Origin of the sequence: Pseudomonas sp. Y5-11 (assembly GCF_022368695.1) — a bacterium.
Classification (GTDB): Bacteria; Pseudomonadota; Gammaproteobacteria; order Pseudomonadales; family Pseudomonadaceae; genus Aquipseudomonas; species Aquipseudomonas parakoreensis.
Map to the genome: position 1 here is coordinate 3,108,824 of NZ_CP058974.1, position 19,183 is coordinate 3,128,006.

The 19,183-nt window shown below is 59.7% G+C and carries 23 protein-coding genes; 13 read left to right on the top strand and 10 right to left on the bottom strand.

Going from position 1 to position 19,183, the window contains the following annotated elements; genetic code table 11:
- The first annotated feature begins 153 nt into the window (after positions 1 to 153).
- Positions 154 to 1,026 carry a LysR family transcriptional regulator gene (locus tag HXW87_RS13820; protein WP_239779083.1) on the top strand — a complete coding sequence of 291 codons (873 nt, stop codon included), beginning with the start codon at positions 154 to 156 and terminating at the stop codon, positions 1,024 to 1,026.
- 109 nt (positions 1,027 to 1,135) lie between these two features.
- Here the strand turns inward: HXW87_RS13820 and gudD are convergent, their stop codons facing one another.
- Both gudD and HXW87_RS13830 read right to left on the bottom strand, forming a co-directional pair.
- On the bottom strand, positions 1,136 to 2,479 hold the full coding sequence (gene gudD / locus HXW87_RS13825) for a glucarate dehydratase (RefSeq protein WP_239779084.1): 1,344 nt from the start codon (positions 2,477 to 2,479) through the stop codon (positions 1,136 to 1,138).
- A 25-nt stretch (positions 2,480 to 2,504) separates the two neighbouring features.
- A complete protein-coding gene (locus HXW87_RS13830; RefSeq protein WP_121184685.1) occupies positions 2,505 to 3,851 on the bottom strand; it encodes an MFS transporter in 1,347 nt (448 codons plus the stop codon).
- A gap of 366 nt (positions 3,852 to 4,217) precedes the next feature.
- Between HXW87_RS13830 and HXW87_RS13835 the strand changes: the two genes are divergently transcribed.
- The gene (locus tag HXW87_RS13835; protein ID WP_198760079.1) at positions 4,218 to 4,931 is read left to right on the top strand and encodes a FadR/GntR family transcriptional regulator; all 714 of its coding nucleotides are present in this window, start codon (positions 4,218 to 4,220) and stop codon (positions 4,929 to 4,931) included.
- 92 nt (positions 4,932 to 5,023) lie between these two features.
- Positions 5,024 to 5,254: a hypothetical protein gene (locus HXW87_RS13840; protein WP_239779085.1), complete on the top strand. Its 231-nt coding sequence runs from the start codon at positions 5,024 to 5,026 to the stop codon at positions 5,252 to 5,254.
- Positions 5,255 to 5,469: 215 nt separating this feature from the next.
- Here HXW87_RS13840 and yegQ read toward each other — a convergent pair whose 3' ends face one another.
- Positions 5,470 to 6,813: a tRNA 5-hydroxyuridine modification protein YegQ gene (gene yegQ, locus HXW87_RS13845; RefSeq protein ID WP_239779086.1), complete on the bottom strand. Its 1,344-nt coding sequence runs from the start codon at positions 6,811 to 6,813 to the stop codon at positions 5,470 to 5,472.
- 249 nt (positions 6,814 to 7,062) lie between these two features.
- On the opposite strand from yegQ, the gene HXW87_RS13850 reads away from it, so the two are divergent.
- A complete protein-coding gene (locus HXW87_RS13850) occupies positions 7,063 to 8,124 on the top strand; it encodes an AI-2E family transporter (RefSeq protein WP_121184694.1) in 1,062 nt (353 codons plus the stop codon).
- Here HXW87_RS13850 and HXW87_RS13855 read toward each other — a convergent pair.
- The 3 genes from HXW87_RS13855 to HXW87_RS13865 form a co-directional block, all read right to left on the bottom strand.
- On the bottom strand, positions 8,121 to 8,303 hold the full coding sequence (locus HXW87_RS13855) for a hypothetical protein (RefSeq protein ID WP_239779087.1): 183 nt from the start codon (positions 8,301 to 8,303) through the stop codon (positions 8,121 to 8,123). The two genes, HXW87_RS13850 and HXW87_RS13855, sit on opposite strands and share 4 nt — an antisense overlap.
- Before the next feature lie 102 nt (positions 8,304 to 8,405).
- The gene (locus HXW87_RS13860; protein ID WP_025108897.1) at positions 8,406 to 8,600 is read right to left on the bottom strand and encodes a hypothetical protein; all 195 of its coding nucleotides are present in this window, start codon (positions 8,598 to 8,600) and stop codon (positions 8,406 to 8,408) included.
- 229 nt (positions 8,601 to 8,829) lie between these two features.
- Positions 8,830 to 9,180: a hypothetical protein gene (locus HXW87_RS13865; protein WP_007965394.1), complete on the bottom strand. Its 351-nt coding sequence runs from the start codon at positions 9,178 to 9,180 to the stop codon at positions 8,830 to 8,832.
- Between the two features lie 256 nt (positions 9,181 to 9,436).
- Here HXW87_RS13865 and HXW87_RS13870 point away from each other — a divergent pair, with 256 nt between their 5' ends.
- Positions 9,437 to 10,252: a shikimate 5-dehydrogenase gene (locus HXW87_RS13870; RefSeq protein ID WP_239779088.1), complete on the top strand. Its 816-nt coding sequence runs from the start codon at positions 9,437 to 9,439 to the stop codon at positions 10,250 to 10,252.
- Between the two features lie 210 nt (positions 10,253 to 10,462).
- Positions 10,463 to 10,981 carry a cupin domain-containing protein gene (locus HXW87_RS13875; protein ID WP_095666989.1) on the top strand — a complete coding sequence of 173 codons (519 nt, stop codon included), beginning with the start codon at positions 10,463 to 10,465 and terminating at the stop codon, positions 10,979 to 10,981.
- A gap of 132 nt (positions 10,982 to 11,113) precedes the next feature.
- Here HXW87_RS13875 and HXW87_RS13880 read toward each other — a convergent pair whose 3' ends face one another.
- Positions 11,114 to 11,758 carry a DUF480 domain-containing protein gene (locus HXW87_RS13880; RefSeq protein WP_047291562.1) on the bottom strand — a complete coding sequence of 215 codons (645 nt, stop codon included), beginning with the start codon at positions 11,756 to 11,758 and terminating at the stop codon, positions 11,114 to 11,116.
- Between the two features lie 125 nt (positions 11,759 to 11,883).
- Here HXW87_RS13880 and HXW87_RS13885 point away from each other — a divergent pair, with 125 nt between their 5' ends.
- Positions 11,884 to 12,393, top strand: a complete 510-nt coding sequence (locus HXW87_RS13885) for a DUF1993 domain-containing protein (protein WP_047291564.1) — start codon at positions 11,884 to 11,886, stop codon at positions 12,391 to 12,393.
- 146 nt (positions 12,394 to 12,539) lie between these two features.
- On the opposite strand, the gene sstT is transcribed toward HXW87_RS13885, so the two are convergent.
- Positions 12,540 to 13,772 (bottom strand): serine/threonine transporter SstT, encoded by a 1,233-nt coding sequence (gene sstT, locus HXW87_RS13890; RefSeq protein WP_047291566.1) that lies wholly within the window; start codon positions 13,770 to 13,772, stop codon positions 12,540 to 12,542.
- A gap of 336 nt (positions 13,773 to 14,108) precedes the next feature.
- Here sstT and HXW87_RS13895 point away from each other — a divergent pair, with 336 nt between their 5' ends.
- A complete protein-coding gene (locus HXW87_RS13895; protein WP_047291568.1) occupies positions 14,109 to 15,272 on the top strand; it encodes an MFS transporter in 1,164 nt (387 codons plus the stop codon).
- Here HXW87_RS13895 and nhaR read toward each other — a convergent pair.
- Positions 15,267 to 16,166, bottom strand: a complete 900-nt coding sequence (nhaR, locus tag HXW87_RS13900; protein ID WP_086794737.1) for a transcriptional activator NhaR — start codon at positions 16,164 to 16,166, stop codon at positions 15,267 to 15,269. The two genes, HXW87_RS13895 and nhaR, sit on opposite strands and share 6 nt — an antisense overlap.
- A 231-nt stretch (positions 16,167 to 16,397) precedes the next feature.
- Here nhaR and HXW87_RS13905 point away from each other — a divergent pair, with 231 nt between their 5' ends.
- Positions 16,398 to 16,640 carry a hypothetical protein gene (locus tag HXW87_RS13905; RefSeq protein ID WP_182404250.1) on the top strand — a complete coding sequence of 81 codons (243 nt, stop codon included), beginning with the start codon at positions 16,398 to 16,400 and terminating at the stop codon, positions 16,638 to 16,640.
- Positions 16,641 to 16,668: 28 nt separating this feature from the next.
- A complete protein-coding gene (locus tag HXW87_RS13910) occupies positions 16,669 to 17,418 on the top strand; it encodes a TerC family protein (protein ID WP_041074106.1) in 750 nt (249 codons plus the stop codon).
- A 182-nt stretch (positions 17,419 to 17,600) separates the two neighbouring features.
- On the opposite strand, the gene HXW87_RS13915 is transcribed toward HXW87_RS13910, so the two are convergent.
- Positions 17,601 to 17,768, bottom strand: a complete 168-nt coding sequence (locus HXW87_RS13915) for a hypothetical protein (protein ID WP_239779089.1) — start codon at positions 17,766 to 17,768, stop codon at positions 17,601 to 17,603.
- A gap of 234 nt (positions 17,769 to 18,002) precedes the next feature.
- Here HXW87_RS13915 and HXW87_RS13920 point away from each other — a divergent pair, with 234 nt between their 5' ends.
- The 3 genes from HXW87_RS13920 (at position 18,003) to HXW87_RS13930 (ending at position 19,176) form a co-directional block, all read left to right on the top strand.
- Entirely contained in the window at positions 18,003 to 18,674 is a 672-nt protein-coding gene (locus HXW87_RS13920) for a peptidase C39 family protein (RefSeq protein WP_239779090.1), read from the top strand.
- A gap of 89 nt (positions 18,675 to 18,763) precedes the next feature.
- Entirely contained in the window at positions 18,764 to 18,970 is a 207-nt protein-coding gene (locus HXW87_RS13925; RefSeq protein ID WP_041074110.1) for a DUF6021 family protein, read from the top strand.
- 11 nt (positions 18,971 to 18,981) lie between these two features.
- Positions 18,982 to 19,176: a hypothetical protein gene (locus HXW87_RS13930; RefSeq protein ID WP_239779091.1), complete on the top strand. Its 195-nt coding sequence runs from the start codon at positions 18,982 to 18,984 to the stop codon at positions 19,174 to 19,176.
- Positions 19,177 to 19,183: the final 7 nt, after the last annotated feature.

The following is a 19,183-nucleotide window of genomic DNA, read 5'->3' on the forward strand; positions in this document are numbered from 1 at the left end:
CCACTCTCCATGAGTGTTGAGGGTGATATCCCGCTAGACTGCGGGCAATCGCAAGGTTGGGCAGCTGATCAGCGCCGACAATTTAGGCAGTCTGGCACTCGTCGACAAACGATGATATTTCGGATGAGCCATTAGAAAAATTTGGGAATTGGCATGATTCGACCTCAATTGCCGCTCAATGCACTGCGCGCTTTCGAAGCTTCTGCGCGTCATTTGAGCTTCACCCGCGCCGCGGTGGAGTTATGCGTGACCCAGGCGGCGGTGAGCCATCAGGTCAAAAGCCTCGAAGCGCAACTCAGCGTCACCCTGTTCAAACGCCTGCCCCGTGGGCTGATGCTGACCAGTGAAGGCGAGACCCTGTTGCCCGTTCTGACCACGTCGTTCGATCACATCGCGCAGATGCTTGAGCGGCTGGCGGGCGGTCAGTATCGGGAAATGTTGACCGTGGGTGCCGTGGGAACCTTTGCGGTCGGTTGGCTGCTGCCACGGCTGGCAGACTTCCAGGCGAAACATCCGCTCATAGATTTGCGGCTGTCGACTCACAACAACCGGGTCGATGTCGCCGCCGAAGGCCTGGATTACGCGATTCGTTTCGGTGCCGGGGCGTGGCATGGCATCGAGGCCACGCGCTTGCTCGATGCGCCACTGTCGGTGTTGTGCGTGCCGGAAATTGCCCGGCAGTTGCAATCCCCGGGTGACCTGTTGCAGCAGCGTTTGCTGCGCTCGTATCGTACCGATGAATGGCCACAATGGTTTCACGCCGCCGGTCTGGCGACCCACGCCGCGCCGCCGCAGAGCATCGTGTTCGACTCGTCGCTGGCGATGATGGAGGCCGCGCTGCAGGGCAGCGGCGTAGCGCTGGCACCGCCGCTGATGTTCGCCCGGCAATTGGCGGCGGATGTGATTCGTCAGCCGTTTGCGATTGAAATCACCACCGGCAGTTATTGGCTGACGCGTTTACAGTCGCGGCCGGAGACGGTGGCGATGAGTGCGTTCAAAAGCTGGTTGCTGCAAATCTCTGCCTGACACAAATCCTTTGTAGGAGCTGCCGCAGGTTGCGATCGTTTGACTTTGATTTTTGAAGATCAAGATCAAAAGATCGCAGCCTGCGGCAGCTCCTACAAGGGGGAAGGCATCAGCGCACCAGGCACGGCCGCTTGTTATCGAACGTCCACCCCGGAATCAAAAACTGCATCGCCACGCTGTCATCTCGCGCACCGAGGCCCATGCCTTTATACAGCTCATGAGCCTTGGCCACTTGGTCCATGTCCAGCTCCACGCCCAGCCCCGGTTTCTGCGGCACTTGCACGCAACCGTCGACAATTTGCAGCGGCGCCTGGGTCAGGCGCTGGCCGTCCTGCCAGATCCAGTGCGTGTCGATGGCGGTGATGTCACCCGGTGCTGCGGCCGCGACATGGGTGAACATCGCCAAAGAGATATCGAAGTGGTTGTTGGAGTGCGAGCCCCAGGTCAGGCCCCACTCGTGGCACAGTTGCGCGACACGCACCGAGCCTTGCATGGTCCAGAAGTGCGGGTCGGCCAGCGGGATGTCCACCGACTGCAACTGAATGGCGTGGCCCATTTCACGCCAGTCGGTGGCGATCATGTTGGTCGCCGTCTTCAATCCGGTGGCGCGGCGAAATTCGGCCATGACTTCACGCCCGGAGTAACCGTTTTCCGCACCGCAAGGGTCTTCGGCATAAGCCAGCACGTGATGCTGATCGCGGCACAGGCGGATCGCTTCCTTCAGTGACCACGCACCGTTCGGATCGAGGGTGATACGCGCCTCGGGAAAGCGTTCGGCCAGTGCCGTCACGGCTTCGATTTCCGCATCACCGCTGAGCACGCCGCCCTTGAGTTTGAAATCCTGGAAACCGTATTTTGCGTGGGCCGCTTCGGCCAGACGCACCACCGCTTCGGCGCTCATGGCCTTCTCGTGACGGACGCGGAACCAGTCGTTATCGGCGTCCGGTTCGCTGCGGTAGGCGAGGCTGGTTTCGCGCTGGTCACCGACGTAAAACAGATAGCCGAGCATCTTCACTTGGTCGCGCTGCTGGCCTTCGCCGAGCAGCGCCGCGACCGGTACGTCGAGGTGTTGGCCGAGCAAGTCGAGCAGGGCGGCTTCGAGTCCGGTCACTGCGTGAATGGTGATGCGCAGGTCGAACGTCTGCAGGCCACGGCCGCCGGCGTCACGCTCGGCGAAGGTCTGGCGCACCTGATTGAGGATTTTCTGATAGTTGCCGATCGGGTTGCCGAGCACCAGGCTGCGAGCATCCTCCAGCGTCTGGCGGATGCGCTCGCCACCGGGCACTTCACCGACGCCGGTGTGCCCGGCGTTGTCCTTGAGAATAACGATGTTGCGGGTAAAAAACGGCCCGTGGGCGCCACTCAAGTTGAGCAACATGCCATCGTGGCCGGCCACTGGAATCACTTGCATGGCGGTGATGATCGGCGCTTTGGCGGTGTCGTGTGCAGTCATGGTTTTGATCCTAATCAGGCAGAGTTCAGGCGTGCTTCGGCGCGGCTTCGGCCACGGCAAGGTCAGCAGCCGGTTTCGGTGTGGTGCGGGCCGCGAAGACGATGATCGCGGCGATGATCGAGGTCGCGGCCAGACCGTAGAGGCCGCCCTGAATCGAGCCGGTGTGTTGTTCCAGCAGGCCGAAGGTGGTGGGCGCGACGAAGCCGCCGAGGTTGCCCACCGAGTTGATCAGCGCAATCACCGCTGCGGCGATTCGCGCATCCAGATACGCCTGCGGAATCGGCCAGAACAACGAGGAGGCGGACTTGAAGCCGAGCGCGGCAAAACAGATCGCGACAAAGGCAAAAATCGGCCCGCCAGTGGTGGACATGAACATCCCTGCCGCGGCGATCAACAACGCGGTGGCGACCCAGGCTTGCTGATGCTTCCACTTGGCCGAGAAGGCAGCGAAGGCGTACATGCCGATGATCGACAGCAGCCACGGAATCGAGTTGAACAGCCCGACCTGGAAATCGCTCATCTCGCCCATTTTCTTGATGATGCTTGGCAACCAGAACGTCGCGGCGTAGATGGTCAGCTGGATAAAAAAGTAGATCAGGCAGAACAGGATGATCTGCCGGTCCTTGAGCAATTTGGCCATTGAAGGTCGGATCGGCGTCGCGGCTTCGCGGGCCTTCTGTTCGTCATCGATGGCGCTGACCAGTGCGTCCTGTTCGGCGCGGGTCAGCCATTTCGCGTCGTGAGGTTTGGCGTCGAGCCAGAACCAGACGAACACGCACAGCCCGACCGAGAACATCCCCTCGATGAAGTACATCCATTGCCAGCCGTGCATGCCCAGGCCGTTGATCTGCAACAGCAGGCCGGACAATGGGCCGGAGATCAGCGAGGCCACCGCCGAACCACTGAGGAAAATCGCGATGGCCTTGCCGCGTTCGGCGCCGGGTAGCCAGCGAGTGAAGTAGTAGATCACCCCGGGAAAGAATCCGGCCTCGGCCACGCCAAGCAGAAAGCGCAGGATGTAAAAGTGCGTTTCGTTCTGGATGAATGCCATGCCGGCGGCGACCAGGCCCCAGGTGAGCATGATGCGGGTCAGCCAAATGCGCGCGCCGACTTTCTGCAGGAGCATGTTGGACGGCACTTCGAATAGCGCGTATCCGATGAAGAACAGACCGGCGCCGAAGCCGTAGGCGGCCGCCCCGATGCCCAGGTCATGTTCCATGTGAGTGCGGACGAAACCGATGTTCACCCGGTCAATGTAATTGACGATGAACATGATCACGAAGAGCGGCAGGACGTGGCGTTTCACTTTCGAGATGGCGGACGCGAGTGTCGAATCGACGCCCTCGTTGATCCCGGAGACGGAGGTTTTCACTTGGTTTTCTCCCACTGATTATTTTTATGCGGGGTAGGGCTGGGTGCTGCATTGTTGATAGACATCATACAACTTGATTTTTTTGTCCTACAAGTGGGGTGCAGCGATTAAATTTGTCTGGTGAACGATTTCTTTATTTCTTTTTGGTGTTTTACCCCGTTTTTATTGGTTTTAATCGCGGCGCGTCAGACGCGTCTGTTGGGTTCACGATCCAAATGTTCAAGCAGGGCGTAGCGCTTGGTTGTTGCGTTTTTTTCGTTTTATTGAATGTTGTCATACAAGTTGAGTGCTGTTTCGGCGCTAAAATCGACTCGTCAGCCATCACGCAGTGCTACGATCGGCAAGCCCCGATCACCGGAACCGAACATGCAAGAAGACCTCGACGCACCCGCGCCCAAACGTGCGCATAACCTCGCCCACGATCTGGTGGAGAAACTCACTCAGAGCATCCTGCTTGGTCAGATGTCGCCCGGCGACAAGCTGCCGTCGGAGAACGCCATCGTTCAGGAGCACGGCGTCAGTCGCACGGTGGTGCGCGAGGCGATTTCCAAGTTGCAGGCATCAGGGTTGGTGGAGACGCGGCACGGCATTGGCACTTTTGTCATCGAACGCGCCGCCGAGCAGGGTTTGCGCCTGAATGTCGACACCGCGCTCGGCGTGCGCAGCATTCTTGAATTGCGCATGGGCCTGGAAACTCAGGCCGCCGCATTGGCCGCACAACGGCGCAGCGAACAACAATTGCTGCACATGCGCCAGGCGCTGGATGACTATCAGCGTCTGCTGGACAGCAACGACAGTTGCGTCGAGGCGGATCGGCGTTTTCATCTGCTGATCGCCGAAGCCACCGGCAACGTCTGCTTCAGCGAAATCATGCAGCATCTGGGCAGCGCGATGATTCCGCGTCAGCGGCTCAACGCGGCCGAGCGTGGGGCGGCGGATTTGAGCAAGCTGGGGCAGTTGGCGCATCTGGAGCACGAAGCGATCCTGAATGCGATCAAGCGCCAGGACCCGGACGCAGCGCGCGCGGCAATGTGGTTGCACCTGACCAACAGCCGCGACCGCTTCGGTGCGCAGGGCTGATTGCCGTTGGTCTGCTCGATGGCACGGCCTGCGCAGGCCTGCTTCCAAGCGGTATGGCCCGGGTTTTCCGGACCTCCTTGGTGAGGTGTGTCATGGCGAATGATTTGCTGTTTCAAGGTGGTGTGCTGCCGACCGATCCGACCCGTCCGGTGCCCGGCACGGATGAGCCGACACTGGCCGATCACGATGCGCCACCGGGCATGAGTCCCGGGCGCGATCCGTTGAGTGATGCCGATCGGCCGGAAGACTGGAAGGACCCGGCGGCGGACGATGATGTGCCGCTGGCAGATGAGCCGACGCCGTTGTCGGATGATCGCAGGTAGTGAAAAACCCGGCTCTGGTGCCGGGTTTTTTTGGGTCGGTCAGTGGCGGGGTGTTTTGCTCATGCCGGCCTCTTCGCGGGCAAGCCTGCTCCCACAGTGATTGTTGGTGGCATGAGATTTTGTGTTCAACACAACCCCTGTGGGAGCTGGCTTGCCAGCGATGGCGGCCGCAATGTCGCTGAAGATCAGTGACGCCTGCAAGGTGTTGCGTATCCTCATGCCGGATTGGCAGCTACATCCCGCATCAGCAACCCAAAGCGCAAATCCACTGCATCCGGAATCGGCAGATACACCGTGTGCCCATCCCCTGGCGCCACCTCGATCGCCTCTCCCTTGGCGCTCTGCAACTGGTGCAGATCAAAGTGGAAATTGCCCTTGGGCGTCATCAGTTCCAGGTGGTCGCCCAGTGCAAACCGGTTTTTCACCTTGACCTCGGCCAACCGGTCACGGCGCTCACCGGTGAGTTCGCCGACGAATTGCTGACGTTCCGACACCGAGCTGCCATTCTGATAATTCTGGTATTCGTCATGCACATGCCGGCGCAGGAAACCTTCGGTGTAGCCGCGCTGGGCCAGTGATTCGAGGTCGGTCATCAGGCTGCGATCGAACTCGCGTCCGGCTACGGCATCGTCGATTGCCCGGCGATAAACCTGGGTAGTACGTGCGCAATAGAAGTGCGACTTGGTGCGACCCTCGATCTTCAGCGAATGCACGCCCATACGCGTCAGCCGTTCGACGTGCTGCACCGCGCGCAGATCCTTGGCGTTCATGATGTAGGTGCCGTGCTCGTCTTCAAACGCCGGCATCAACTCATCGGGACGATTGGCTTCCTGCAGCAGGAACACCTGATCGGTCGGCGTGCCGATGCCCAGGGTCGGCTCGGGCTGGAAGCTCTGCACGATCTCGCCGAGCTGGTTTTCCGTGGCTTCCTGCGCCGAGTATTTCCAGCGGCAGGCGTTGGTGCAGGTGCCTTGGTTGGCGTCGCGCTTGTTCATATAGCCCGACAACAGGCAGCGCCCGGAGTAAGCCATGCACAGCGCGCCGTGGACGAACACTTCCAGTTCCATGCCCGGCACCTGTTCGCGGATTTCAGCGATTTCCTCCAGTGACAATTCCCGCGACAGGATGATCCGGCTCAGGCCTTGTTGCTGCCAGAATTCGACGCTCGCCCAGTTCACCGTGTTGGCCTGCACCGAGAGGTGGATCGGCATCTGCGGAAAATGCCGGCGCACCAGCATGATCAGGCCCGGGTCAGACATGATCAGGGCATCCGGCGCCATCTCGATCACCGGCGCCAGGTCCTTGAGGAAGGTCTTCAGCTTGGCATTGTGCGGGGCAATGTTGACCACCACGTAGAAGCGCTTGCCCTGGGCCTGCGCTTCGCGAATACCGAGGGCGAGGTTGGCGTGGTCGAACTCGTTGTTACGCACTCGCAGACTGTAGCGCGGCTGGCCGGCGTAGACCGCATCGGCGCCGTAGGCGAAGGCATAACGCATATTCTTCAGGGTGCCGGCGGGGGCCAGCAGCTCCGGGGCGGCGAGGGGGAGGTCAAGGATCATGGCGGCGTCGGTCGCAAAAGCGCGGCAGGGTAGTGCAGCGGCAACTGCGGTTTATTGATCTGGATCTATCTTTGCGCGGGTGCCGCTGATCTGTGCTGCGCCGGCACCATGACAAGGTCCCGCTGCATCAGGTGCAGCGAGCTGCTTCTACCAGGCGATCTATGCTCCATGAACAAAGATGGCACTCGTGCGTGCCCCGGTGGACTAAGGTTCGAGGCGTGCGTGACGCCTGACTGACATGGATCGGACATGAACGAAAAAACGCTGCAATTCAAATCCCTCACCGTGCTGTTGCTGTTGGTGACGGTCGCCTTCATCTGGATTCTGCTGCCGTTCTACGGTGCGGTGTTCTGGGCGGTGATTCTCGGCATTCTGTTTGCGCCGATGCAGCGCAAGTTACAGCTCAAATTCGGCTGGCAGCGCAACCTGACCGCGCTTTGCACGCTGGGCATTTGCCTGGTGATCGCGATTCTCCCGGTGATCATTCTCAGCATCCTGTTGGTGCAGGAAGGCGCGACGGTGTACAACAACATCGAAAGCGGTCAACTGGACATCGGTGCCTACCTGGCACAGTTCAAACACAGCTTGCCCCCTTACTTTCAGCATTTGCTCGATCGCTTCGGCATGGGCGAACTCAACGGTCTGCGCGAGAAAATCGTCAAGGCGTCGATGCAGGGCAGTCAGGTGCTGGCCAGTCAGGCCTTCAGTTTCGGCCAGGGCACATTCGAGTTTGTGGTCAGCTTCGGCATCATGCTGTACCTGCTGTTTTTCTTTCTGCGCGATGGCGCCGAACTGGTACGCAAGGTACGCACTGCAGTGCCGCTGGAAGAGACCCACAAACGTCGTCTGCAGTTGAAGTTCAACCGGGTGGTGCGGGCGACGGTGAAGGGCAACCTGGTGGTGGCGGTCACTCAGGGCGCATTGGGCGGGGCGATTTTCTGGTTTCTCGACATCCCCAGCGCGTTGCTCTGGGCGGTGCTGATGGGCTTTCTGTCGCTGTTGCCGGCGGTGGGCGCGGGAATCGTCTGGGCGCCAGTGGCGGTGTACTTCCTGCTCAGCGGGATGATCTGGCAGGGCGTGGTGTTGGCGCTGTTCGGGGTATTTGTGATCGGTCTGGTGGACAACGTGCTGCGCCCGATTCTGGTCGGTAAAGACACGCGCATGCCCGACTACATGATCCTGATCTCGACCCTCGGCGGCCTCGCAGTGTTCGGCCTCAACGGTTTCGTGATCGGGCCGCTGATCGCGGCGCTGTTCATGTCGAGCTGGGCGCTGTTTATCGAGACCAAACCGAAAGTCCAGTTGCCTTAAGCGTGGAACGGCGCGCTGACGATTTTCTGCGACATTGCCTGCGCTGCCGGGAGCGAAGTCAGCGGGCCGCTGATGGGCTCACCGTCGCGCACCAGATACCAGCAGGCGAGCAATCCCGACGCTCTGAGCGATGCGGGAACAGCGCTGCCGATGACCGACATGATTTGAACCTGAGCCATGACCAGTACCTCCATCAATCTGTGGAGCTACCTTAGTGATTCGCTGTGCTCAGGGACAATCAACGCTCTCGATAGTGGTCATTGATAACAGTGAGGACGGGTTCAGTCGACAACCTGGTCGAGCATGTGCACCACTTCGCGCTCGTTGAGCAAGCCCTTGTGCACCAGGTTCTCCGCCAGCAGCGAAAGGAACTTGGCGCAGCGGTGGCCCTCCAGGTGTTTGAGTTCGGTCAGCGCGCTGTACACCTTGCTTGAAGTGCACAGGCCGACGATGCGGTGCGGATTCTGAGTAGGCATGGGTCGTCCTTGTTGTTATCAACCTGTTGTTTACGGACGGATTCAGATTGCGGTTCCGTCATGACAAATCGATGACCGTTCTGTGTTTTGCCCCCAACGGTCAAGTCCATCATGCCGACTTTAGCCGCTGGAACTGTCCTCACAGCGACCTTGGCAAGATTTTTTCAGACGTTGCCCGACCGACGGTCATAAAAAAGCCCCGCTATAAAGCAGGGCTGATTGTTGGCGATTACCAGCGCGGGCCACCGTAGTAGCCGTGTGGCCGGCCGTAATAGCCGCGTGGTGGGCCGTAGTAGACCGGGCCAGGCACGTAGACCGGTTGTTGCACGTAAACAGGGGCCGGCTGGTAATAGACCGGTGGCGGCGGTTGTTGCACATAAACCGGTGCCGGTTGCGCGTAAACAGGCTGTTGTACGTAGACTGGCCGGTCCTGGTTGATCAGCGCCGAGCCGATGATGGCCGAGCCGACGATCGCACCAAACACGGCCGGACCCTGCCAGCCACCGCCGTGGGCTTCTGCCTGACCTGTGATCGCGAATGCACCAATCAACAAGGCCACGATGGGGAGTTTACGAATCATGATAATTCCTCGGTTCTTCGACCCGGCGTCCGGGCCTGCACCAGGCCCAACGTTGTCGCGGGGATACTTCTATGACAGCGAAATTCTGAAAATCAGCACAGCCGCTGGGTAAATTTTGTGTAAGGTCTGTACCGGCTTCTTTACCGGTGGGTCAAAGGGGCACGCGGCCCGTTGCAGACAGGCGCTTATGATCGTCCAGAACCCGATGGAATGGCTAACTCCGTCCATCCGAAAGTCCGTTTGAAGGAGAAGTTTCATGCAGATGAATCCCAACAAAGACACCCAGCTGTGCATGTCCCTGTCCGGGCGCCCGGGGAATTTCGGTCTGCGTTTTCATAACCATTTGTACGAGCAGTTGGGCCTGAACTTCTATTACAAGGCGTTCAGCAGTCAGGATCTGCCGGGGGCTGTCGGCGGGATTCGTGCGCTGGGGATTCGCGGTTGCGGCGTGTCGATGCCTTTCAAGGAAGCGTGTATCGCGCTGGTTGATGAGCTGGATGCATCGGCGGCAGCGATCCAGTCGATCAACACCATCGTCAACACAAACGGTCATCTCAAGGCCTATAACACCGATTACATCGCTATCGCCCAGCTGCTGGAAACCCACGCGGTGCCAAAGGATACGACGTTCGCCCTGCGCGGCAGCGGCGGTATGGCCAAAGCGGTGGCCAGCGCCTTGCGCGATGGTGGCTACAAAAATGGCTTGATCGTTGCGCGTAACGAGCGCGCCGGCCAGGCGCTGGCGGACTCGCTGGGTTACCGCTGGCGGGCCGAGTTGGGTGAAGAACGTCCGCAGATGCTGATCAACGTCACCCCGGTGGGCATGGACGGCGGGCCGGAGGCGGGGCAACTGGCGTTCGAGCCTGAAGTGATCCAGGCAGCCGGGATCGTGTTCGATGTGGTAGCGATTCCGTCGGAAACGCCGCTGATCGTGCGTGGGCGGGCGGAGGGCAAAAAAGTGATTACCGGACTGGAGGTGATTGCGATCCAGGCGCTGGAGCAGTTTGTGCTGTACACGGGCGTGCGGCCGAGTGAAGAGCAGTTTGCGGCGGCAAATTTCGCCCGCAGCTGATGTTCTGGATTATGTGTCGGATGAGTTGGCCCCATCGCTGGCAAGCCAGCTCCCACAGGTGTCAGGTTGCAACACAACCAGGTGAGCAACCACAAATCCTGTGTAAGCTGGCTTGCCAGCGATGAATTCAACTCGGTTTATCGGGTTGCCTATACTGCCGCCTCAGCAAGCCAAGACTTGTCCCTCATAAAAACCTGATCGAGGCACCCCATGCATCCGCCCATCCTCAACCTGCACCAGGTCGAACTCGAACCCCTGCCTGAAGCCCTTGCCCCGGAAGGCGAAACCGCCGGGCGTTATCAGCAGCGCATGGCGCGGGTAGGCCAGCAACTCGGTGCGCAGAAACTCGGTTATCGCCTGTACGCATTACCGCCAGGCATGCGCGGCAGTCCGTTTCACAGCCACCGGGTCAATGAAGAGATGTTCTATGTGGTGGCCGGGGAGGGCGAAGTGCGCTTGGGTGCCGAACGCTTTCCGATCCGCGCGGGCGACGTGATCGCCTGCCCGCCGGGCGGCCCGGAAACGGCGCATCAGATCATCAATACCAGCGACGCGGAACTGCGTTACCTGGCGGTCAGCACCCAGCAGCAACCGGATATCTGCGAATACCCGGACTCCAACAAATACGCGGTGATGGACAACTTCAAGGTTGATGCCGAGGGCAATGCGTCAGGTTTTGTCGCCGTGGCGCGGCAGGCGGACGGGGTGGATTACTGGGATGGTGAGTAAATAGAGACCTTCGGCTTGGTGCAGCCCCAGTGGGAGCGAGCTTGCTCGCGAATGCAATGTGTCATTCACATCATTGTTAAATGACACACTGCATTCGCGAGCAAGCTCGCTCCCACAGTAGGATTTCCGGGGTTATTCGAGGCGCGCCAGGCGCTCTTCCAGCGCGGCAATCCGTGCTTCCAGCTCTTCGATGCGCTCGACCGAAACGCCGCTGGTCGCGCGCTCCCCAGGATTCTGCCGCGCCGCCAGGATCGCCTCGATGTCCGCCGGATCGCCCAGCGCATGGGTGTAGCGGTCTTCACGTTGTCCGGCCTGACGCGGGATCAACACCGCCAGCCCACGGGCGATCAGGCGCTCAAGCTGATGCACCACTTGCTCGGCATCTTCGAAATCGTGCATGCGGCCGCTGCGGGTCAGCAACTCATTCACTGTCTGCGGGCCACGCAAGAACATCAGACCGGTGAGAATCACCTGGGCCGGCACCAGTTCCAGCGCCTTGTCCAGCTTATGCTCCCAGCGATCAGCGCGACTGCCCATGACCAGTTTGGTGTAACCGTGGCTTTCCAGCGCCCGCAGGCTCTGGCCGACCTGGCCCTGAGTCAGGTTCATCACCGGCTCGCGGCTGGTCTTCTGATTGCAGGCCAGCACCAATGCATTGAGGGTCAACGGATAGGTTTCCGGGCTGGTGGCCTGTTTTTCGATCAACGAACCCAGAATGCGGATTTCCGTGGCGTTGAGCCGTGGTTCGTCGGTGGTGGTTGCAAGTTCGGTGGTCATCGCGCGTTCCCTCAGCAGTCGAAGGCGCCTAGCCTAATCCTTGGCTAACAAAAGGCAAGCCGTGTGGTCATCAAGCATGGCTATAATCGCCTCCACGTTCCACCCAGCCACCACACGAGACTGCCATGACCATTTCCCTTTACGCCGCATCCGTCCCGGTTTTTCAACAAATGCTCAATGCCCTGAGCGATGTCCTGAAAAAGGCTGAAGCCCACGCCACCGAAAAAAACATCGACCCGAACGCCTTCCTGCAAGCGCGCCTGTACCCGGACATGTTCCCGCTGGTGCGTCAGGTGCAGATCGCCGTCGACTTCGCCAAGGGCGTTTCCTCGCGTCTGGCCGAAGTCGAAATCCCGAAGTATGACGACACTGAAACCACGTTCGCCGAACTGCAGGCGCTGATCGCCAAGGTGCTGGCCTACATCGGCGAGATCAAGCCGGAGCAGATCAACGGCAAGGAAGGCATCGAGATCGTGACCCGTCCGGGCACGCCGAAAGAGAAGCGCTTCAGCGGTCAGGCTTACCTGCTGAGCTACGGTCTGCCGCAGTTCTTCTTCCACGTCACCACTGCCTATGCGCTGCTGCGTCACAACGGTGTTGAAGTGGGTAAGCGCGATTACATGGGCGCGTACTAAAACACCCCGTAACAAAAAAGCCCGCCAAGGTTCACGCCTTGGCGGGCTTTTTATTGGATAACGCAAAAGATCGCAGCCTGCGGCAGCTCCTACAGGGAAACGCATTCCTAATGTAAGAGCTGCCGCAGGCTGCGATCTTTTGATCTTCAGACTGAACGCTGAATTTTCGCCTCTTCACCGAGGCAAGCCGCCGCGGTGAACAGCACATCGGTGGACGAATTCAGCGCTGTTTCCGCCGAGTCCTGCAGCACACCAATGATGAAACCCACCGCTACCACCTGCATGGCAATCTCGCTGGGAATGCCGAACAGGCTGCACGCCAGCGGAATCAGCAGCAGCGAGCCACCGGCCACGCCCGAGGCGCCACAGGCACAGATCGCCGCGACGACACTGAGCAGGATCGCGGTCGGAATGTCCACGGCAATCCCCAGCGTGTGCACGGCAGCCAGGCTCAGCACGGTGATGGTGATCGCTGCGCCGGCCATGTTGATGGTGGCGCCCAGCGGGATCGATACCGAGTAGGTGTCTTCATGCAGGCCCAGGCGCTTGCTCAGTTCCAGGTTGACCGGAATGTTCGCTGCCGAGCTGCGGGTGAAGAAGGCAGTGATGCCGCTTTCGCGCAGGCACTTGAGGGTCAGCGGGTACGGGTTGCGGCGCAGCTTCCAGAACACAATCAGCGGGTTCATTACCAGCGCCACAAACAGCATGCAGCCCAGCAGCACGGCCAGCAGGTGCGCATAACCGATCAACGCGCCGAAGCCCGAGGTGGCGAGGGTAGACGCCACCAGACCGAAAATGCCCAGTGGGGCGAAACGAATCACTACGCGCACGATCACGGTCACGCCGTTGGACAGGTCGCCCAGCACCTCGCGTGTGGTGTCGCCGGCATGGCGAATCGCGACGCCCATGCCGATCGCCCAGGCCAGAATGCCGATGAAGTTGGCATTCATCAGCGCGCTGACCGGGTTGTCGACCACGCTCAACAACAGGCTTTGCAGCACTTCGGCAATGCCGCCCGGCGCGGTGACCGACACGTTGTCGGTGGACAGCACCAGATGCGAGGGAAACGCCATGCTGGCAATCACCGCGACCACGGCTGCGGCGAAAGTACCGAGCAGGTACAGGAACAGGATGGGCCTGATGTGGGTTTCCTGACCGTGCTTGTGGTTGGCAATCGACGCCATTACCAGCACGAACACCAGAATCGGTGCCACGGCTTTCAGCGCCGAGACAAATACTTTGCCGATGAACGCCGAGCCTTTTGCCGCTTCCGGGGCGAACAACGCCAGAGCGATACCGGCGATCAGGCCGATCAGGATCTGCGTGACCAGACTGAGGTTTTTCAGGCGTTGCAGTAGAGAAGGGGATGAAGCGGTCATAACGGCATCTCTGATTTTTTATAGGGTGCAAGGTTGCGTGAAACCGGTGATACATCAAGGGGGCAGGTCACCGGCACGAACCGAAAGGGCTGACGCGCGATCAACGCTGTTAAACGGGCGCTGAACAGGGTGTACGTTTTTCAGGGCGCGGACTTTATCACAGCGTAGGCGTTATCCTTCAGGCCTGTGACGATCTGCCACCGGATTGATCGCCAAGTCGGCAGGTTTATGCAAGTCACTGCTGAAACACTCTGTTAAGATTCGCCATCCTCATTTTAATCGTTGCCAGCGGGCCTTCCGGTCATCGCTGGTGTCGTCGTTTTGCTGGAGTTGCTCATGCTGTTGCCCATTCTCCTGTTGTCTGCTGCCGGATTCACGGTGCTGACCACGGAATTCGTCATCGTCGGCCTGTTGCCGGCCATTGCCCGAGACCTGGCGGTAACCATTCCGCAGGCGGGTCTGCTGGTGACGCTATTCGCTTTCACGGTGGCGATGTTCGGCCCGTTTTTGACCGCCTATTTCGCCCGCTTCGAGCGACGCAAGTTATTCATCACCATCCTGATCATGTTCGGCCTGGCCAACACCGTTGCCGCGCTGGCGCCGAACATCTGGGTCATGGCCATAGCGCGCTTGATCCCGGCCCTCGGCCTGCCGGTGTTCTGGGCCTTGGCCAGCGAGACAGCGGTGGACATCGTCGGCCCGGATCACGCCGGCCGTGCGATTGCCAAGATCGGCTTCGGCATCGTCTGCGCCACGGTATTCGGCATCCCGGTGGGCACGTTGATTTCCGATGCGTTCGGCTGGCGCAGTGCATTCGCGATTCTGGCGGTGATCGCTTTTGCCAAGGCTTTGCTGCTGTTTGTTTATCTGCCGAAAACCAGCCTGCATCAGCACCAGGTCAGCTTCAGCTCGCAGTTCAAGATCCTGCGCAGCCCGCTGATGCTCGGCCATGTGCTGTTGTCGATCCTGGTGTTCAGCGGCATGTTCACCGCCTACACCTATCTGGCCGACATTCTCGAGCGTCTGGCGGGTTTTAACGGCACCGTGGTTGGCTGGTGCCTGATGGGCTTCGGTGCGGTCGGGCTGATCGGCAATTCGCTGGGCGGGCGTGCAGTGGATCGTCATCCGTTGGGGGCGTCCGTGCTGTTCTGCGCGTTCATGATTGCCGGCATGGTCTCGCTGGTACCGAATATCCACTCGACGCTGGGCCTGGCGGTGGCCATGGGCATCTGGGGAATCACCCAGGCGGCGCTGTTTCTGGTCAGCCATGTGCGCCTGATGAAAGCCGCGCCGCAGGCGCCCGCGTTTGCCGCGTCGCTGAACATCGCCGGCGCCAACCTCGGTATCGGCCTGGGCGCGATGATCGGCGGGCGGGTGATCGACAGTGCTGGCCTGAGCTTTCTCGGCTTCGCCGCTGCCGGGTTCATTCTGTTGTCGGTATTCCTCGCCATGGTCTTGATGACGCTCAAGCCGCGCGAAGAGTGCGCCCAGACCTCATAACGCGGTAAACAGCTCGCGTCGGGCACCTTCGGTAATCGCCACGATGCCGGGGTGCTTGACCTTGCGTTCCACGGAAATGGCATAGAACGACTCGGTCACCGCGTCGGTCTGGCCAATCACTTCGACGCCGTACTGGCGTTTGACTTCATCGGCAATCACGCTCGGACCGATAAAAATCCCGCTGCCCGATTGGCCGAAGGCTTGCATCAGGGCGCTGTCATCGAACTCCCCGACGATTCGCGGCTGGATCTGCTGCTCGGCGAACCAGCGCTGCAAACGGCTGCGCACCACGGTTTCTGCGCCGGGAATCAGCAGCGGTGCGCCGTTGAGGCTGCGCGGAAAGTCTTGCCCGTATTGCGCCGCCAATTGCGCGGTGGCGAAAAAACTGATCCCGCATTCGCCGAGTTTCTGGCTATAGCCCTTGATGTCGAGGTGCGACGGCATCGGGCTGTCGGAAATCACCAGGTCCAGACGCTGGATCGCCAGGTCCGCCAACAGGCGTTCGAGTTTGTCTTCGCGGCAGGTGATGCGCAGCGGTTCGTGCAACTCCATGGTCGGCGCGATCAGCCGATAGACGATGGACTTGGGCACCACGTCGGCCACGCCGACGCGAAACAGGATCTGCTGTTCGTTGGGCTGGGCACGCAGCATCAACTCCAGTTCGCCGCCCAACTGGAACATCTGCTCAGCGTAGGGCAGGGCCTGGCGTCCGGCTTCGGTCAGCTCCAGCTGGCGGCCGACCCGTTGAAACAGTTCGATACCGTAGGTTTGTTCGAGCAGCGAAATCTGCCCGCTGATGGTTTGCGGAGTGAGGTTGAGTTGCTCGCAGGCACGCACGATGCTGCCGGTCTTGGCGACCACCCAGAAGTAATGCAGTTGTCGGTAATTGAGCACTCTAAGGTTCCCCCTCCTATAGGCGCTGCCGCAGGCTGCGATCCTTTGATCTTGCTTTAAAAAATCAAAAGATCGCAGCCAGCGGCAGCTCCTGCACTGATTATCATAGTTCGTTAAAGACGAAGTATAGCCGCTAAAAATACGAATTTTCCTGAAGTGTTTGTCTCCCTAGAATGCCCAGCCATCGACGGGTGGTCTGTGACCCTGTCTGTTCATTCGAAGGAAAGCCTCATGAAATACACAATCCCTGCATTGATGTTTACGTCTTTACTGCTCATGGCCGGTTGTGATCAGGCCGAGAAAAGCGCCCAGCAGTTGATGGGCAAGGCGGCCGAAAGCGCCAAACAGGCGATCGACGAGACGCACAAAGCTGCGGAACAAGCGCTCAGCGACGCCACCGGCGGCTTGATCGAGAAAAAAGAAGCACCGGAAAAAGATGCGGAACAATCCGAATCTTCCTCCAAGACCCTCTAAACCGTCATACAAGAGTCAGGACTGACCCATGGAATATCTGTTAGAACTCGCCGCCAGCCCCGCCGCCTGGGTTGCTTTGGCCACACTGGTGGTGATGGAAATCGTGCTCGGCATCGATAACCTGATCTTTATTTCGATCCTGACCAACAAGTTGCCTGTGCAGCATCGGCAGAAGGCGCGCCGCATCGGTATCGGCATGGCGCTGATCCTGCGTCTGGCCCTGTTGAGCACCATCGCTTTCATCGTGCAGTTGACCGAGCCTGTAATCGAAATCATGGGCCAGGCGTTCTCCTGGAAAGACATGATCCTGATTGCCGGTGGTCTGTTCCTGGTGTGGAAAGCCACGACCGAGATCCATCACAGCATGGACCCGGCCCCGGAAGACCCGAAAACTGCGACTTCGACCGTGACCCTGGGCTTCGCTGCCGCAATCGGTCAGATCCTGATGCTGGACATGGTGTTCTCCATCGACAGCATCATTACTGCGGTGGGTATGACTGAACACTTGCCGATCATGGTGATCGCGGTGGTGGTCTCGGTAATGGTGATGCTGTTCGCAGCTGAGCCGCTGGCCAAGTTCATCAACGACAACCCGACGGTGGTGATGCTGGCCCTGGGCTTCCTGATCATGATCGGCATGACGCTGATCGCCGAAGGCTTTGGTGCCCATGTACCGAAAGGTTATGTGTACGCGGCCATGGCCTTCTCCGCAGCGATTGAAGTGCTGAACATGATGTCGCGCCGGGCGAAGCAGAAGAAGCTGGCTCAGCAGGCTTAACCTGCAGCAAACCAAAAGGCCGGCTGGACTCGTCGAGTTCAGCCGGCCTTTTTGCTTATGCCTCATGCCGTACGGCTTGTGCCTTATGTAGGAGCTGCCGAAGGCTGCGATCTTTTGATCTTCAAAGTCAAAAGATCGCAGCCTTCGGCAGCTCCTAAAGAGGTCTTACATCAACTGACCGGTCAGTGCGCGGTCGCGTGGCGGGTAGGGTGCTTTTCAGGCTTGTGAGCCGAGGCGGATTCGACCGGGTGGTGATGCCGTCGCGCAATGCGCAGCACGCCCCACAACATGGCGCTGGCAACGGCCAGCCAGCCGGCTATCAACATTACGATGGTCATGGTCAGGCTCATCAGTGCCTCCTCTTTGCCCTGCATCGGGCACACACATTTTCAATTCGCTCTGTTTCAGTGACAGTCTAGACAATGGGGTGTTTCAGACTATTGACCAAAGGTCGGTGATGACCAATCAGTTCGCTCTATGCAATCGATCGGTCTGCGGGTTAAGGCTATACCGCAGCCGTGCGTCGCCCTATGATCGCAGGCGTTGCCGGAACACGATGACCGGCGTCTGATCAGAGAGTGACAATGGTGCAGGTATTGACTCGATTGCGAGGGGCGTTGCTGGTGGCCGGTTGCGCGGCTGTATTGGCGGGGTGTGCGGGCACTGTCGCGCCGCAGGTCAAGCGCCTGCCGGAGCGGGTCGAACTCAGCGGTACATTCTATCGCGGTGAAGCCAATCAGAGTGGTCCGCAGGTGCTGGCCAGCCTGTTGTCGCAGCAAGGCATCATGATCACGCCGGGGCTGCTGGAAAAACCGTTGCATCTGCCGGGGGCACAGGATCAGTTGCAGCAGAATCTGCAGAACCTGGCCCGGGATTACGGCATGGTGGTTTATCCGCTGGACAAGAACCTGCCAGCCTTGTTGACCCAGGTGGCGGCCGGTTATCCGGTAATGGTGCGTTTCAGTGAAGGCTCGGCGTTCTGGGCTGAACCGCGTTACGCCATTCTTTCCGGTTACGACCGCTTCAAACAGAAAGTACTGTTGCGCGCCGGAATGAATCGCCGCGAACTCATGAGTTTCAGTTCCTTCGAGTCGGCGTTCGAAAAGTCGGGCGGTTGGGCCGTGCTGATCCAGAAGCCGTCGCAGATTCCTGCCGAGGTTGATCGTCAGCGCTGGCTGAAGGCCGCCGATGAGTTGGCGCAGGCCGGGCAGGAACGTGAAGCGGAGCAAGCCAAAAAGGCACTGGCTGCACATTAAGCCTCCGTTCGTCATTTGCCGGGCACCCTCACGCCCGGCACGCCTCTTAACGATAGAGCCCGAATGTGCGGGTGAATCAGGAGGCGAGCATGGCAGATTCCCCATCCCCGAAAGGCCCACACTCAAGCGAGCATTCGTCCGGTCATGATCTGGGTTTCGATCCGGATTCCCCGGATCTCGACGACCCGCAGGTTGATCCGGTCGGCCCTGCCAAGGCGCCGAAGGACGTGGAAACCGGCGAAGACAGCAAGCGTCCGGCCAAGCCTTACGATCCGTTGGCTGACCTGAAACCCTAAGTGAGGTGCGTATGAGTACCGATTCCAGCTTTGACGATAAAAAACCGGACAGCGTGCCGACCACACCTGAGGATGACGTGGATCCCGTGCTGGATCCGGACAGTCCGCTGCGTGATCCGTTGGCCCGGCCTGATGTGCTGACGCCAGATCCGAGCGCTGGCGATGGCATTCCGGACGACGACAAAATGCCGTTACCCAATGATTGAATAACGG